A 14,269-nucleotide genomic window follows, 5' to 3' on the forward strand; every position below is an offset into this window, starting at 1 on the left:
TCCTGATTCCTCACAGCGGTCCACCGGCCGGGCCGGCAGGCGGTCGCGCCCCGTACAGCGTCATGCTCAACGCAATCCGCCCTGTCCATAACCTGAACCTCCGAAAGTGGCGAGGTTTAGGCGTAGATACACCCCGTCCGACGGACCACTGGCCCGAACCCGCGTATTGTCGCGGCGATAACCGATCTCGACCCGAAAACAATCGTCGTCGAAAAGGAGGCCGACCTCCTGGCGGGTGATGACGTTGCGCTCCAGGTCGGCGATCCCGGCTACGGCCACGCCCCAGTGGCCGTAGACGAACTGCTGACCCGCCAGCTGGACGAATTCATAGTTCCGATTGAGCGGCCCTGACAACGGATTGGACCGATCGACGATATAGCTGAAGCTGGCCAGGTTGCGCTGGCCCCAACGTCCGTCCAGCGCGGCCTCGGCGCGCCGGATGTCGCCCGACCCGTCGACGGTGGCGTGGCCCCAGCTGCGGATACGGTCCGAAGGCGAGAAACTGCCCTGGACCACCCAGTCGGAAGCCGAGGAGGCCAGGCCGGTGGGGTCGTAGAGGGCGCCGGTCGTGCTGTCGGGTATGGTGGTGCGGAAGGCGTCTTCGTCGTCGGCGCGATAGCTGCGGCCTACGAAAAGGCTGGCGCTGCGGCCTTCGGACCAGCGGATCGTCGCCCGGGCGCCGGCGGTGAAACGGGCGCCGCCTTCCACCAGGTCATAGCCCGAGAAGCGGTCCATGCGGAACAGGGAGGATTCATCCAGTTCGATGACCTGTGAATCCTCATTGGGAATGCGGGGGTCGATGTCGGACTTGTTGGAGACCGACAGCTGGGCGACCGGCTCCAGAATGACGTCGCCGCGCGGCGTGCGACGCACCAGCGGGTAACTGAGGTCCACCCCGGCGCTTGCGCGCGTGCGGCTCAGCGTCTCGTCGCTTTCGACGCCCATCATCGGCGGCAGGTCGGACAGGGCGTAGAAGTCCACGCGGCCGTCGACGAAGGGCTCGATACGCAGGCCGTGGGGCGTGATGAAGACGCGACGCCACTCCGCCTGACCTGTGATCCGCCGGCTGTCCACGCCCGAAAGCCCCGCTGGGGCCCCAGGCACGATGTCCGGATTGAGCACCGGCGCGCCGACGAAAACGTCGCGATACAGGGATACGGCGGACCCCTTCAGCCGCAGCCGGCCGCCGCCGATCAGGCCCGACGGCTCCCAGCGGGCGTCGACCAGGGGGGCGACGATCGGCAGGGCGCCGTCGTTTTCAAAGACCTTGAACCCTTCCGCGTCGCGGAAATCCGTGTCGGCGAAGCGGTTGTCCAGTCTCAAGCTCTGGATCGAAAAGGCTGCGATCGAAATATAGGAACGGTCGGTCTGACGCTCGGCGTAAACTTGGCTGATCAGACGACGACGGTCGCCGTAATAGAGGCCGTTGTCCTGATAGGGGTTCTGAATGTCATAGCGGTCGAACAGGGTCTTGTCGGACGTCCGCTCGGCCGTGAAGCCGAGGCGCCAGGGGCCCGACAGATCGAACGCGCCATGGGACAGCAGATAGCTGCGGTGCTCCTTGTCGCCAAAGCGGATATTGGTTTCGTAATCCCCGTCGCCGTCCCGATCGAAGTCGCCGAAGGTCCGCTCGTAGGTATAGCCGCCGCGGGCGACGATCGTTCCGTTGACGAAGCGACGGCGCCATTGAAGGTTCAAAAGCGGCGAGACTCGCGTGTTGAACTGCGGGCTAATCAGCCAGTCCTCGGATGGCGAGACGACGTGCAGATACGGGGTTTCGACCGAGACGCCGCGGCCTTCGTCATAGTTGACGATCGGCACCAGGAAGCCGGACGCGCGTTCGACGGTGGGATCCGGGTGGGCGAAAAAGGGGGTGTAGAAGACGGGCACCCCGCCGATGCGGAACATCGCATTGCGGTAGATGACGGCGCGCAGGGCCTCATCCTGAACCACCTTCTCGGCCTGGATCGAGAGGCTGGGGGTCTTGGGGCCCTTGTAGTCGCAGATGGGGCAGGGGGTGAAGACGGCGTAGTTCAGCTCATTGACCCGTTCGCTTCGGCGAACCGCCGTCGCGGCCATCAGGCTGGCGCCGTTGCTGAAACGGGTGGCGAAATCGACGGCGACGGCCGCCTTCAGTTCGCCGTCGGCCTCCAAATGGCTGGCGTAGACGACCGTGCCGTCCGGCGCGATCGCCTCCACCCGGCCGTCGGCCGCGGCCGCGCCGGTGGACAGATCATAGGTCAGGTTCTCGCCCCGAAGCACATGACCGTCAGCGCGCAGATAGACCCGGCGCGCGCCGTTGCTCTGGGCGACGATCGTGTCGCCGACACGGCCGGCGCTGTCGGCGTCCACATAGACGGCGCCCTGGGGCAGGACGTCGGAAACCGCCGATTGATCCGGCACCGGCTGAGCCTGGGCGAGCGCCTCTTCCGCGAAGGGCAGACACGCCAGGAGCGCCGCGCCGGCCAAAAGCCTAGCCCGTAAGGCCCTTGAACGCCGATCGCGATCACCTTGCATGAAGCATCCGTCTGTCTTGAGCGAGGCGCTCGCTTAGCCGTCTTCGGTATAGAACAGCAAGGTGAAGGCGGCGAGGGCCGTCAACAAGGGCGGCAGCCATGCCGCCACCAGGGGCGGCACCACCTCGGCCGAACCCATGGCCGAGCTGAATTGGTTCAGGAAGAAGAAGGCGAAGCCCAGCACGACCGCTGCCACGCTCATCCTCGCCAGGTCCCCAAGACGCATCAGACGTAGAGAGAAAGCCGCCGCCAGTATGGACATGGCCGCAAAGACCAGGGGCGTCGCCAGCAGCTGCTGAAGCCGAAGGCGATAGGCGGTTGAGGCGAAGCCGGCGTCCTCGATCCGCTGGATCTGATTCGGCAGGGACCAGAAGGGCGTCGATTGGGGACGGGCGAATCGCTCGAACGCCTCTTCGTCCGCCAGGCTGGAGAGCAGATCGAGGCTTGAATAGGCGACAGCCCTCTGGCCGATGCTGGCGCCGACGGCGTTGGTCAGACGCCAGCGGCCGGCGCTGAGCGCGGCCGACTGGGCGTCGATCCGTTCGGAAAAGTCGCGATTTCCTTCCGCATCCGTGACGTAGATGAAGAAGGTGACATCCAGAAGCCGGGCGTTGGCGCGGTCCTGACGTCCCGCTCGGATGATCATCTGACGCTGATCGTCGCCTTCGCGCAGCCAAATGGGGGCGTCCGTCTGGTCATCGTTGGCGGCGCCGGAAATGCGGGCGCGTTCGCGCTGCCACAGACCGTCGCCGGCTGAGGCCAAGGGCCCCAGAACGGTCACTGTAAGAACGCCCAGGGCGAAGGCCATCCCGGCCGCCGGAAGGACGAAACGCCAGGCCGACACCCCCGCCGCCCGCATGGCGACCAGTTCGCTGCGTCGGTTCAGGCCGATATAGGCGCCCAAGGTGCCGAACAGGAAGACGAAGGGCAGCAGTTGGACGATCACCGCCGGCGACTTCAGCGCCACCAGCCCCAGGATGCGCAGGGCCGAGAGATCCTGATCCGATCCTACGCCGCGCGACACCTCGACGAAGTCGATCAGCATGACCAGGGCGGAGATCACCGCCAGGGCCACGCCCAAGGCGCGCAACTGTTGAATCAGTACATAGATTTCGATGCGGCCCAGACGGGGAAGGCGCGAACGCAAGGACCGGGCGGGAAGGGACAGAGACCTCATGGTCACCCCGTCCTAGCCGGAGACAGGGGCCGCAGCCGCTCAACGATCGCCCAGGACCGGCGCTTTCGCGGCTTAAGTGCGCGAAACAGAAGCCGGAGCGCCAAGGCGGTCGCGGCGAGGGGCGCGATATATTGGAGCAGGTTCATCCAGGGGTTCCAGGCGCTGGCCGCGACCAGGCCATAGCCGATCACCCGCACGAGCAGAAACAGACCGGCCGCCTTAGCGATGCGAAGCGAATAGCCGGTGCGGCTGAAGGCGCCGCCCAGGATCGCCGCCAGGGCCATGGCCATGGCGGTCAAGGCGTAAAGCGGCGCTGATATCCGCGCATGGGCCTCCGCCAGAAGTTCTCCCCGCGAGCCCGCCGTTTCGAGCACGCGCGGGGTCGGGTTGAACAGTTGACGCAGATAGAGGTCGGCCGGCTTGTAGCGAATCTGCTCGGTCACGGCCGAGAACTGTCCCAGCGGAAAGTCGTAGCGGTCGAAAGACAGGGTTTCGAGTACGCCGCGCGAGGAATATTTCTGCCAGGAGCCGTCGATCATGGTCAGGACCGGCTCATTGGCGGCGTCACGCCCGAAGCGGGCCTCGGCCGCGCTCCAGTTCTGGCTGGACTTGCCGTCGTCCAGATAGACGAAAAGGTTCTTCAGAAGACCGTTCTGCTCAATCTGCTGGACATAGACGGTCAGCCCGTCCGGCCCCTGGACGAACTGGCCTTCCTCGACAAGCAGGGCCGCCAGATCGGTGCGGATGGCGAAGGCCTGGTTGCGGGCCTCCCGCTGGGCCCAGGGCTGGGCGAACAGAGTCATGATCAGGTTCAGGATCAGCACGAGGACCGCGAGCCGCGCCGCTGGCGATATGACCTGCCAACGGGTCATGCCTCCGGCGAAGGCGGCGGTGAGTTCCTGTTCGCGCTGCAGCCGGGTCAGGGCGATCAGGGCGCCGACGAACAGGCCTATGGGCAGGATGACGGCCAGCAACTGGGGCAGGGCCAAAAGCGTCAGCTTGACCATCACCCATACGCTCTGCCCCCGTTCCACGATGACCTCGAGCTGGTCGAGGCTCTGACTCAAAATTCCGATTCCAGCCAGGGACGCGCACGCCGCGACCACGGGTAGGGAGAGCTGGCGAAAAAGGTATCTTTGGATCAGGGTCATGGGCGGATGGACTTCGCCCGGTTGCAGGCGGCGGCGATGAGGCGCATCTAGTAGCACAGGAGGGCGCGTCCGCGACATGCAGACGCGCCGTTTGTCTTTTTCTTCTGTTGTGAGCGCCGGGTGGGGCCCGGCTGGAGTCGTTGAATGAAGATCGAGTTCGTCGCTGCCGTTGACGCCGCTGAAATCCTGGCCGTGCCTGTTCATGAAGATCGCGTCCTCGCCGGCTCCGGGTCGGAGCTGGACGAACAGTCCGGCGGCGCCCTGACCCGCGCGATGAGCAAGGGGCGGTTCGTCGGCAAGGCTGGCCAGACCCTGATGGTTGCGGCCGTCTCGGGCGCAAAGGCGGAGTCCATCCTGCTGGTCGGCGCTGGGTCGGCGGACAAAATCGACGACCTGGCGGTCGAGGCGTTCGGCGGCAACGCCTATGCGGCGGTGAAACTGTCGGGCGCCGAGGTTCTGACCATCGACGCCTCCAACCTGAGCCCCGAACAGGCCGCGCGCGTCGGCTTCGCGGTGCGACTGGCCGCCTACCGGTTCGACAAATACCGGACGACCCAGAAGCCGGACAAGATTCCGTCGATCAACACGGTGCGCGTCGTGACGTCCGACCTGCGCGCCGCCGAGGCCGCCCTGGAGCCGCTGACCGCTGTGGCTGACGGCGTGATCTTCGCCCGCGATCTGGTGTCCGAGCCCGCCAACGTCCTCTATCCCGCCGAGTTCGCACGCCGCGTCAAGGCGCTCGAGAGCCTGGGCCTGGAGGTCGAAATCCTCGGCGAGGCCGAGATGGAGAAGCTGGGCATGCGCACCCTGCTGGGCGTCGGCCAGGGCAGCCGTCGCGAAAGCCAGCTGGCGATCATGAAGTGGAACGGCGGCGAGGCGGGCGCCCAACCCCTGGCCTTCGTCGGCAAGGGCGTCTGCTTCGACACCGGCGGCATCTCGATCAAGCCGGCCGAAGGCATGGAGGACATGAAGTGGGACATGGGCGGCGCCGCCGCCGTGACCGGAACCATGATCGCCCTGGCCGGCCGCAAGGCCAAGGTCAACGCCGTGGGCGTGCTGGGCCTGGTCGAGAACATGCCGGACGGCAACGCCCAGCGTCCGGGCGACGTGGTCGTGTCCATGTCGGGCCAGACGGTCGAGGTGATCAACACCGACGCCGAGGGCCGCCTCGTCCTGGCTGACGCCCTTTGGTACACGCAGGAGCGGTTCAAGCCGAAGTTCATGATCGACCTGGCCACCCTGACCGGCGCCATGATCGTGGCCCTGGGCCTGGACTACGCCGGCGTCTTCTCGAACTCGGACGAGGTCGCCGAGCCGATCCTGGCCGCCTCTAAGAAGGTGGGCGAGAACTTCTGGCGCATGCCGATCCCGGCCATCTACGAACAGCACATTGATTCGAAGATCGCCGATGTGAAGAACACCGGCAACGGCCGCGCCGGCGGCTCGATCACCGCGGCCCTGTTCCTGCAGCGCTTCACCAACGGCGTGCCGTGGGCGCACCTGGACATCGCGCCGACCGCCTGGGCGAACAAGAGCCCCAGCCCCACCGTGCCGGAAGGCGGCGTCGGCTTCGCCGTGCGCACCCTGGACCGGATGGTGGCCGACACCTACGAAGCCTGAGCCCTGGACGGTAGAGCCGGATGAGCGGCAAGCCCGAAATCTGGTTCTACCACCTGGAGCGGTCCTCCCTGGACCAGGTGCTGCCGACCCTGCTCGAGAAGACCCTCGAGCGGGGCTGGCGCGCCCTGATAAAATCGTCTCATGCCCATCGGCTGGATGATCTGGACGAGCGGCTGTGGACCTTCCACGAAGAGAGTTTTCTGCCGCACGGTCGGGCGGATCAGCCCCATGCCGATCGCCAGCCGGTGCTTCTCAGCGAATCGGGAGAGAACCTGAACGGCGCTCAGGCGCTGTTCATCGTCGATGACGCAGAACTGGGCGCCACGGAAGGGATCGAAAGATGCTTCATCATTTTCGACGGTCGGGACGCAACGGCGCTTCAGCAGGCGCGCGGCCGCTGGAAGGCGCTGAAGGCCCAGGGCGCGGAGCTGGCCTATTGGCGGCAGACGGACGCAGGGCGCTGGGAAAAGGCGGCCTGATCGTCTTGGCGGCCTTAGCCGGCTGTTCCACGCCCGTCGCCGAAAAGCCGGCCCCGCGAACCGTGGAACAGGCGCAGGTCACGCCGCCCGTGGGCAGTCGCATGCCGACCGCCCAGACGACCGATGTCTGCAAGGCGGGGGAACTTCAGTATCTGGTGGGGCGGCCCAAGACCGAAATCCCGGTGCCTGTGGATGTCGTCAACCGGCGCGTGACCTGCACCACCTGCCCGGTCACCCATGATTTTTCGGCCTACCGGCTGAACATATTCTACGACGCCCAGACAGGGATCATCGAACAGGTCCGCTGCGGCTGACGCTGGCTTTTGGAGAGACGACCATGAAGACCGCCTTCATCCTGACGACCCTGATGTCGGCGGGCCTGGCCCTGTCGGCCTGCGCCCCGACCGAGACGCCCGCCGCCGGCGCTGCGCCGGGGGGCGACACCGCGTTCAAAGCCTGCAAGGTGGAGGACTATCAGGCCTATGTGGGCCGGAACCGTTCGACGGTGCCCAGCGCGCCGGAAGGTCAGACCTTCCGCCTCCTGTGCACCACCTGCGCGGCCACGATGGACTATCGCGAGAACCGAGTGAACTTCGTCTATGACGAGGCGACCGGCGTGATCCAGCAGGTCAAGTGCGGCTGAGCCTCAGCGGCCGACCTTGTCACCGGGCCAGAGCGGAGCGCTGAAGGTCTTCGCCAGATAATCCATCAGAGCCGACACGCGCGCCGGGCGCGGTCCGCCGCTGGGCGCAACCAGATGCAGGGCGATGGGGGGCAGGCGCCAGTCGGTCATCACCGTTTCCAGCCGCCCTTCGGCGACGTCCCTCCAATAGATGAAGTCCGGCTGGGGGAAGAGGCCCAGGCCCGCGCAGAGGGAGGCGGTCAGGGCGTCGGAATTATTGGCTCGCAACGGCCCGCGCGGCCGCACCACGACCTCTTCGCCGGCGTCATTGATGAAGCGCCAGGCGTCCGGGGTCGGCATATAGGCGTAGCCGAGGCAGGAATGCCGCTCCAGATCGTTCGGATGGATCGGCCGCCCGCGCTGGGCCAGATAGTCAGGCGAGGCCACGAGGAACCGCTCGACCGGCCGCAGACGACGCGCCGTGAGCGATGAGTCGGGCAGGGCGGCGATGCGCAGGGCGCAGTCGAAGCCGCCGCCCACCAGATCGACCACCTCGTCCGACAGATGCAGATCGACCGAGACATCCGGATGGGTCGCCAGGAACTGCGGCAGGGCCGGGGCGACATAGGCCATGCCGAACGACATGGGCGCGGCCAGCCGCACGAGGCCGCGCGGCGTCACGGACATGTCCAGGGCCTCGGACACCGCCCCTTCCGCCTCAGCCAACATCTGGCCCGCGCGCGCCGCCAGATTGCGCCCCGCGTCGGTCAGGGCGAAACGGCGCGAGGTCCGATGGAGCAGGGTGGTCTTCAGTTGTTGTTCCAGCCGCGTCACCGCCTTGGACACCGTCGCCTTGGACAGGCCCAGGGCGTCAGCCGCGCCGGAGAAAGACTGGGCCTCCGCCACCTTGGCGAAGATGGCGAGGGCCTCGAGGTCAGGCAGGCGGGACATGGCGACCTCCAAGTCGGAAACGATGAGTTTCAGGGGTTTCTATTTCTGTTCGGTCGTCGATCTCTATCTTGGCGTCAAGTCAATGACGCCGGGACGGCCCGGCCTGAGGACAGACCGATGATCGAACGCAGACCCTTTGAATCTCTCGGCGGCGCCAACCATGGTTGGCTGAACGCCAAACATCACTTCTCCTTCGCCAACTACTATGATCCCAAGCGGATGAGCTGGGGCAATCTGCGGGTTTGGAATGACGATGAGATCGCCGCCGGGACCGGCTTCCCGCCTCACCCGCACGCCGACATGGAGATCATCACCTATGTCCGCGACGGGGCCATCACCCATGAGGACAGCCTGGGCAACAAGGGCCGCACCGTGGCCGGGGACGTCCAGGTGATGAGCGCCGGCACCGGCATCCGCCACGCCGAATACAACGCCGAGCCGGAGCTGACGCGAATCTTCCAGATCTGGATCGAGCCGACCAGGCGCGGCGAGGCCCCCAGCTGGGGTTCCAAGCCCTTTCCCAAGGGCGAGCGGTCGGGTCAGTTCGTGGTCCTGGCGTCCGGCTTTGACGGGGACACGTCCGAGAGCGGCGGGGGCGCCCTGCCCATTCGCACCGATGCGCGGATCGTGGCGGCGACCCTGAACGCCGGCGACAGCGCCGACTATCCGCTGGGCGCCGCCCGTCGCGGCTATCTGGTCCCGGCCAAGGGCGAGATCGAGGTCAATGGGGTTCGGCTGAACGCTAGAGACGGCGCGGCCATAGCCCAAGAGGAGCTGGTGACGGTCAAGGCCCTGTCGGACGCCGAAGTGGTCCTGGTGGACGCGGCCTGACGGTCGAAGGGCGCCGGGCGGGATCGACCCCGCCCGGCGCCGCTTCAGAGATTCGCCGCCCAGTCCGTTGCGCGAATGAGGCTGTCGATTACGCCCGGCTCCGACGAGGCGTGGCCGGCGTCGGGAACGATGTCCAGCTTCGCCTCAGGCCAGGCGCGGTGCAGGGCCCAGGCGCCCGCGATCGGCGTCACGACGTCGAACCGGCCTTGGGCGATCCAGCAGGGAATGTGGCGCATCCGGTCCACATTCTTCAGAATCCACCCGTCTTCAGGAAAGAAGCCGGCGTTGGTGAAGAACCAGTTTTCAATCCGCGCGAAGGCGACCGCGAAGGTCGGGTCGGCGAACTTGTCCGGCTTGGCGCTGGGCCCTTCCACGCTGACGGTCTCGCCTTCCCAGCAGGACCAGGCGACGGCGCAGCGCGCCCGCTCGACCTGATCCTCGCCGATCAGTCGCTTGTGATAGGCTCCCATCAGATCGTCGCGCTCAGCGACTGGAATCGGCTCGACAAAGCGTTCCCAGGCGTCGGGGAAGATCATCGAGGCGCCGTCCTGATAGAACCAGTGCAACTCCTTTTTGGTCAGAAGGAAGATGCCGCGCAGCACCAGGGCCATGACCCGTTCAGGATGGGTGATGGCGTAGGCCATCGACAGGGTCGAGCCCCACGATCCCCCGAACACTACCCACTTATCGACGCCGCAGCGCTCGCGCAGCCGTTCGATGTCCTCGATCAAGGTCCAGGTCGTGTTGTTTTCCAGGGACGCATGGGGTCGGGACTGGCCGCACCCCCTTTGATCGAACAGGATGATCCGGTACCGCGCCGGGTCGAAATAGCGCCGCATGCCCGGATTGACCGCCCCGCCGGGGCCGCCGTGCAGGACCAGGACCGGCCGGCCCTGGGGATTGCCGCATTCCTCATAATAGATCTCATGGACCCCGTCGGTCTGCATCCAGCCGGAAGCGAAGGGCTCGATCTCGGGATAAAGGTCTCGACGCGGCTCTGAAGGCGCAGGGAAGGCCATGGAGAGGTCTTTCTGAGAGGCTGCAAGCGCGGCCGTACTGGAAACTAGGGTCGCAATGCCGCAACAGCGAGGCAAAACCAAGCCGAGATCATCAGCAGACCGCCGATTGGAGCGACCATTCCCATGGTCGATAGGCTGAGCACGCCAAGAAGGGCCAGGGCGAGCCCGAACACCAGGCCGCCCGCCGCCCCGAGCCATCCGGCGAGCCGCGCCAGCCGCCCGCCTCCGGTCCAGACAGCGCAGGCCAGGGCGAAGACGGCATGGGTGAGTTGATAGGCCGCGCCGGTCGACAGCAGCGTCCGGACCTGCGGCGCCGCACCATGAGCGGCGAAGGCGCCGAGCGCCACGGCCATGGCGCCGTTGAACGCGGCGAAGACGATCAGATTGCGGTTCACCATCATGGATCGACCCTAGGGCATGATCGTTTCGGGCGGAACCGGGGAGTTTTTCCTCTTGAGCCGATCCGGCTCTACCGGTTGATCCGCCGAGGGCAAACGTCAGAAGCGCGGCAGAAGCGCCATCTGCCCCGCCATTACAGAGGCGGCGGTCTTCACCGCCTTCTTCACCGCCGCCTCGTCGGCGCCCGGCGGCGCGCGCAGAAGGCCCACGGCCGGGGTATGCGCTTCGTCGGGCAGATCGGCCAAAACCCGATAAAGGAGATAGGAGCCCACATCATCGACAGAGTCCGATGAAGCATCGGCCGCCAAACCGATTTCGTTCAAGGCGCGGACGATATCCGCCACAGGAGCCGTTGTCCGGGCGACGGCGGGGCCGGTGTCGGAGAGGCGGGATTTGCGATCCAGCGCGCGGTTTTCGGCGCGCATCTGCATGCGGAAGCCGCCCCCCTTTGGATTACGTCCGACAAGAAGAACGGCGCGGCAGTCGCCGCTGTCCAGGACGCTCCCGATCATCCGAGCCAGATGATCCGGGTCCTCGGCCGGAATGCGCAGGGTGCGGGCGCCGGCAGGGCTCCAGACCTCGCCCGAAAGATCCTCGACCAGATCCCAGCCGGGCGCGTCCGCCTCATAGGCGCATATGGCGATGCCGGGTCGACGGTCGGATCGCCCCGGCGTTTCGGTCTCAATGATCATGCCGGCCCCGATCCCCACGAATTCCATGAAGTTTCCGTGACGAAGACAGGTGAAGGAAACAGGGGGCCGACGTCAAGCCTCATCCCAGATCGCCGACCGCTGCGTCCAACAACATAAAGGCGCGGCCGCCGTCGGACGCCAGGCGGGTCTGGATGGCCTGAAGATCCCGCATGCGCGCCGCGCTCGCCAATTCCTGGGCGAAGACCCGGACATAGCGTTCCGCGTCTGCGCGGAGTTCGGGGTCGCTCAGCACGCGCCGAGACACGCTGCGGACGGCGGCCGGGGCGACGCGCCGGACGATGTGACGGGCGCCGTCAGGGTCGCCTTCGCCCAGCAGGCGCGCCGCCTCTTCCACGCGCGAGCGCGGCAACAGGGCGTTGGGATCGACACCCATGCGGCGGATGGCGGCCGAGACGCGGTCCGACAGGGCCGCCGTGTCCGGCGCGGCGGCGGTCGGGGTGTCCAGGTCCAGCGGCGGCGCTTCCGGGCCGCCCGCGACCAGTTCGGCCCAGCCCAGGCCGGCGCCGGGCGACTTGGCCTTGTCCGGCTCGGTCGGCGCCAGACGCAGGCGGCCCCGCAGGCCGAAGCCCTTGTCCTCTTCGCGCTCCGGCGGCGAGGCGGGCAGGCGAGACGAAGGCCGGGGCTCCGGCTCAAAATCAGGGTCTCGGCGGCGGCCGGTCGGGGCGTCGCCTGAGACCACGCCCATCAGGCGCACCGCCTCCGTCAACATGTCGTAGTTTCGGCGAACCCTTTCCTGGAAGCCGACATCCAGCGCCTCGGTGTCCTCGGCCGCCTTGCGCGAGGCGGCGGCCAGGGCGTTCAGCCCTTCTTCCACACTGGCGCGAACGGCGTCGACGCGCGCGCGCGCCTGTTCGGGCAGGCGGGCGGCCCTTTCATCGACATCCGCTACGGCCGTGTCGATCTCGGAGAGGGCGGCGTTGAGGCGATCGATCAGGCTTTCCAGCCGCTGGACCATCCGTTCGCCGGCCTGTTCCAGCAGGCCGGAGGTTTCACCGACGATGCGTCGGGCGTCTTCGATCCGGGCATCAGCGGCTTGGTCGGCCTTCTGCGCGGCCTCGAACAGGGCTTCGCCAAGGCGGTCGGCGCGCAGCCGGGCCTGTTCGGAGGCGTCGGCGGCGGCGGCGCGGGAATCCTCGGCCGTGGCGCGCATCTGCTCCAGGGCGCGGCGGGTTTCCTCCATCAGGGTGTCGCGCGCATCGGCGGCCAAGGCTTCGAACCGATCGAGCGAGACCTTTGTGGCGGCGTCGAAGCCGTCCGCCTCGCGCTGAGACATGTCGATGAGAGCGCGGAACTGATCGCCGGCGGCTTCCAGAATTTCCCGCAAGGCCTGGATCGAGGCCTCGGAGGTCTGTCCCATTTCGTTATGGGCGGCGCGTGTCGCCGACAGATGTTCGACGAACTGGGCCCGTTGGCTCTCGACCTGGGCGGAGAAGTCCTCCTGATCGGTGCGCAGGGCGTAGGCGGCGGTAACCAGGGCTGCGCGCTGCTGGCTGAGCCCTTCCTCGACCGACTGAATCTGTTCGGCGACCCCCGAGCCCGCATTCTCCAGGCGGATCGTCTGGCGCGCCAAATCATCGGCGGCGACGCGAGCGGCGTCCTGAGCCTCTCCCGCAGCCGCCGCCATGTCGGCGGCTCGGGCGGCCAAGGCGGCTTCCGCCTCGCGAAGCTGGGCTTGAGCCAGGTCGGAGGCGTCGGCGACCATGCGCGACTGGCGCTCGACCGCGTCGAGGACCCCTGCGGCCTGGCTGTCCAGATGAAGGCCCAGGGCCTGCATCTGATCCCGCTCCCGCCCGAGGTTCTCGACCAGGCGTCGGGCCGTGCGGCCGGCGGCTTCCGCCGCCTCGTTCAGACGCTCGGTCTCCTCGGCCAGGGCCTGCCGAAGCAGGGCCATGTCGCTGCGGGCGCGCTCGGCCGCAAGGGCGGCGTGGTCGATGTCGGTCCGAAGCGAGGTCAGGACCTGCCCCGCCTGATCTGCGGCGAAAGCCGTGGGAGACACCAGCGATTCAGCCATTCTGCGCGCGCGCCGCGTCTCGGCCGCCAGGCCGGCGCCCTGGAGAATGGCGTTGGCCAGGACCAGCGTCAGGCTGGCGGGCGCCAGGGCGAGCAGGACGTAGACGGCGATCCTGAGCGGATCCAGGTCCGTCCCGCCTGCGCCGACCTCATAGGCCGCCCATGACGCGACCCCTCCGATCCACACGGCCGAGGCCAGGCCGGCGAACAGATAGGCGTTGCGGCCGCTTGGGGCCGGCGTCGAGCTCCCGGGCGAGGCTGGGACGGGCGGGGAGCGTTCGAAGGGCGCCGGCGGCTGGCCCTGGGCGACCGCCATTTCCAGCGGAGCCGCTGCGGCGTCGGCGATCGTCGGTTCGTCGATGGGAGCCGACGCGGCCTCCGACGCCTGTTGCGAAACCGGCTGGTCTTGATCCGGCGTTCTGATCCGGAAACGGGAGGGGGGGCGACGCTGGGGGGCGGGCTCCGGCTCAGGCTCGGCAGGCGCGTGATCCGCGATCTGGGCTTCGGCGTTCAGGCGCTCCGCCTCTTCTTGGGCGCGCCGCGCCTCTTCCGCCAGTCGACGGCGGCGACGCTCAGAGATCGGACGTTCCGGCGGCGGCGGCGGAAGGGGCGCGAGCTCGGCCTGCGGCAGACTTTCGCCGCGGGGTTCGTCCGCGACGTGGCCGGGCTCGCCGTCAAATCGCTCGGTGGCGGGCAGGGCGATGTCCGGCGTCTCCTCAGGCAGGACGGCGTCTTCGTTCGTCAGGGTCAGCGGCGGCCGGTTACGGGATTTCATCAGGCG

General features: G+C 67.4%; 13 protein-coding genes. 5 read left to right on the forward strand and 8 right to left on the reverse strand.

What is annotated here, in order from left to right:
• Window positions 1–66 precede the first annotated feature (66 nt).
• From GGQ93_RS04850 to GGQ93_RS04860, 3 genes are all read right to left on the reverse strand, one after another.
• Entirely contained in the window at window positions 67–2,469 is a 2,403-nt protein-coding gene (locus GGQ93_RS04850) for an LPS-assembly protein LptD (protein WP_224764261.1), read from the reverse strand.
• 81 nt (window positions 2,470–2,550) lie between these two features.
• Window positions 2,551–3,693 (reverse strand): LPS export ABC transporter permease LptG, encoded by a 1,143-nt coding sequence (lptG, locus tag GGQ93_RS04855; RefSeq protein ID WP_183215474.1) that lies wholly within the window; start codon window positions 3,691–3,693, stop codon window positions 2,551–2,553.
• A 2-nt stretch (window positions 3,694–3,695) separates the two neighbouring features.
• Window positions 3,696–4,922: an LptF/LptG family permease gene (locus GGQ93_RS04860; RefSeq protein WP_224764262.1), complete on the reverse strand. Its 1,227-nt coding sequence runs from the start codon at window positions 4,920–4,922 to the stop codon at window positions 3,696–3,698.
• Between the two features lie 66 nt (window positions 4,923–4,988).
• Here GGQ93_RS04860 and GGQ93_RS04865 point away from each other — a divergent pair, with 66 nt between their 5' ends.
• The 4 genes from GGQ93_RS04865 to GGQ93_RS04880 all read left to right on the forward strand — a co-directional run bounded on the left by GGQ93_RS04865 (window position 4,989) and on the right by GGQ93_RS04880 (window position 7,586).
• On the forward strand, window positions 4,989–6,464 hold the full coding sequence (locus GGQ93_RS04865; protein WP_182714740.1) for a leucyl aminopeptidase: 1,476 nt from the start codon (window positions 4,989–4,991) through the stop codon (window positions 6,462–6,464).
• Between the two features lie 20 nt (window positions 6,465–6,484).
• Complete coding sequence (locus GGQ93_RS04870) at window positions 6,485–6,943, forward strand: DNA polymerase III subunit chi (RefSeq protein ID WP_054765808.1); 459 nt, start codon at window positions 6,485–6,487, stop codon at window positions 6,941–6,943.
• A gap of 101 nt (window positions 6,944–7,044) precedes the next feature.
• Window positions 7,045–7,257 carry a hypothetical protein gene (locus tag GGQ93_RS04875; RefSeq protein WP_054766951.1) on the forward strand — a complete coding sequence of 71 codons (213 nt, stop codon included), beginning with the start codon at window positions 7,045–7,047 and terminating at the stop codon, window positions 7,255–7,257.
• 23 nt (window positions 7,258–7,280) lie between these two features.
• The gene (locus tag GGQ93_RS04880) at window positions 7,281–7,586 is read left to right on the forward strand and encodes a hemolysin (protein ID WP_182714739.1); all 306 of its coding nucleotides are present in this window, start codon (window positions 7,281–7,283) and stop codon (window positions 7,584–7,586) included.
• 3 nt (window positions 7,587–7,589) lie between these two features.
• Here the strand turns inward: GGQ93_RS04880 and GGQ93_RS04885 are convergent, their stop codons facing one another.
• Window positions 7,590–8,516, reverse strand: a complete 927-nt coding sequence (locus GGQ93_RS04885; RefSeq protein ID WP_183215478.1) for a LysR family transcriptional regulator — start codon at window positions 8,514–8,516, stop codon at window positions 7,590–7,592.
• Window positions 8,517–8,633: 117 nt separating this feature from the next.
• Between GGQ93_RS04885 and GGQ93_RS04890 the strand changes: the two genes are divergently transcribed.
• Window positions 8,634–9,347, forward strand: coding sequence for a pirin family protein (locus GGQ93_RS04890; protein WP_183215481.1), 714 nt, complete (start codon window positions 8,634–8,636; stop codon window positions 9,345–9,347).
• 44 nt (window positions 9,348–9,391) lie between these two features.
• Here GGQ93_RS04890 and pip read toward each other — a convergent pair whose 3' ends face one another.
• The 4 genes from pip to GGQ93_RS04910 all read right to left on the reverse strand — a co-directional run bounded on the left by pip (window position 9,392) and on the right by GGQ93_RS04910 (window position 14,263).
• A complete protein-coding gene (gene pip / locus GGQ93_RS04895; protein ID WP_183215483.1) occupies window positions 9,392–10,366 on the reverse strand; it encodes a prolyl aminopeptidase in 975 nt (324 codons plus the stop codon).
• 44 nt (window positions 10,367–10,410) lie between these two features.
• Window positions 10,411–10,767: a DUF423 domain-containing protein gene (locus GGQ93_RS04900; protein ID WP_007445956.1), complete on the reverse strand. Its 357-nt coding sequence runs from the start codon at window positions 10,765–10,767 to the stop codon at window positions 10,411–10,413.
• A 96-nt stretch (window positions 10,768–10,863) separates the two neighbouring features.
• Complete coding sequence (locus GGQ93_RS04905; protein ID WP_183215485.1) at window positions 10,864–11,457, reverse strand: C15 family peptidase; 594 nt, start codon at window positions 11,455–11,457, stop codon at window positions 10,864–10,866.
• A gap of 79 nt (window positions 11,458–11,536) precedes the next feature.
• Entirely contained in the window at window positions 11,537–14,263 is a 2,727-nt protein-coding gene (locus GGQ93_RS04910) for a tipN (protein ID WP_224764263.1), read from the reverse strand.
• Window positions 14,264–14,269 lie beyond the last annotated feature (6 nt).

The sequence above is a fragment of the Brevundimonas aurantiaca genome (assembly GCF_014199955.1).
Taxonomy (GTDB): Bacteria; Pseudomonadota; Alphaproteobacteria; order Caulobacterales; family Caulobacteraceae; genus Brevundimonas; species Brevundimonas aurantiaca.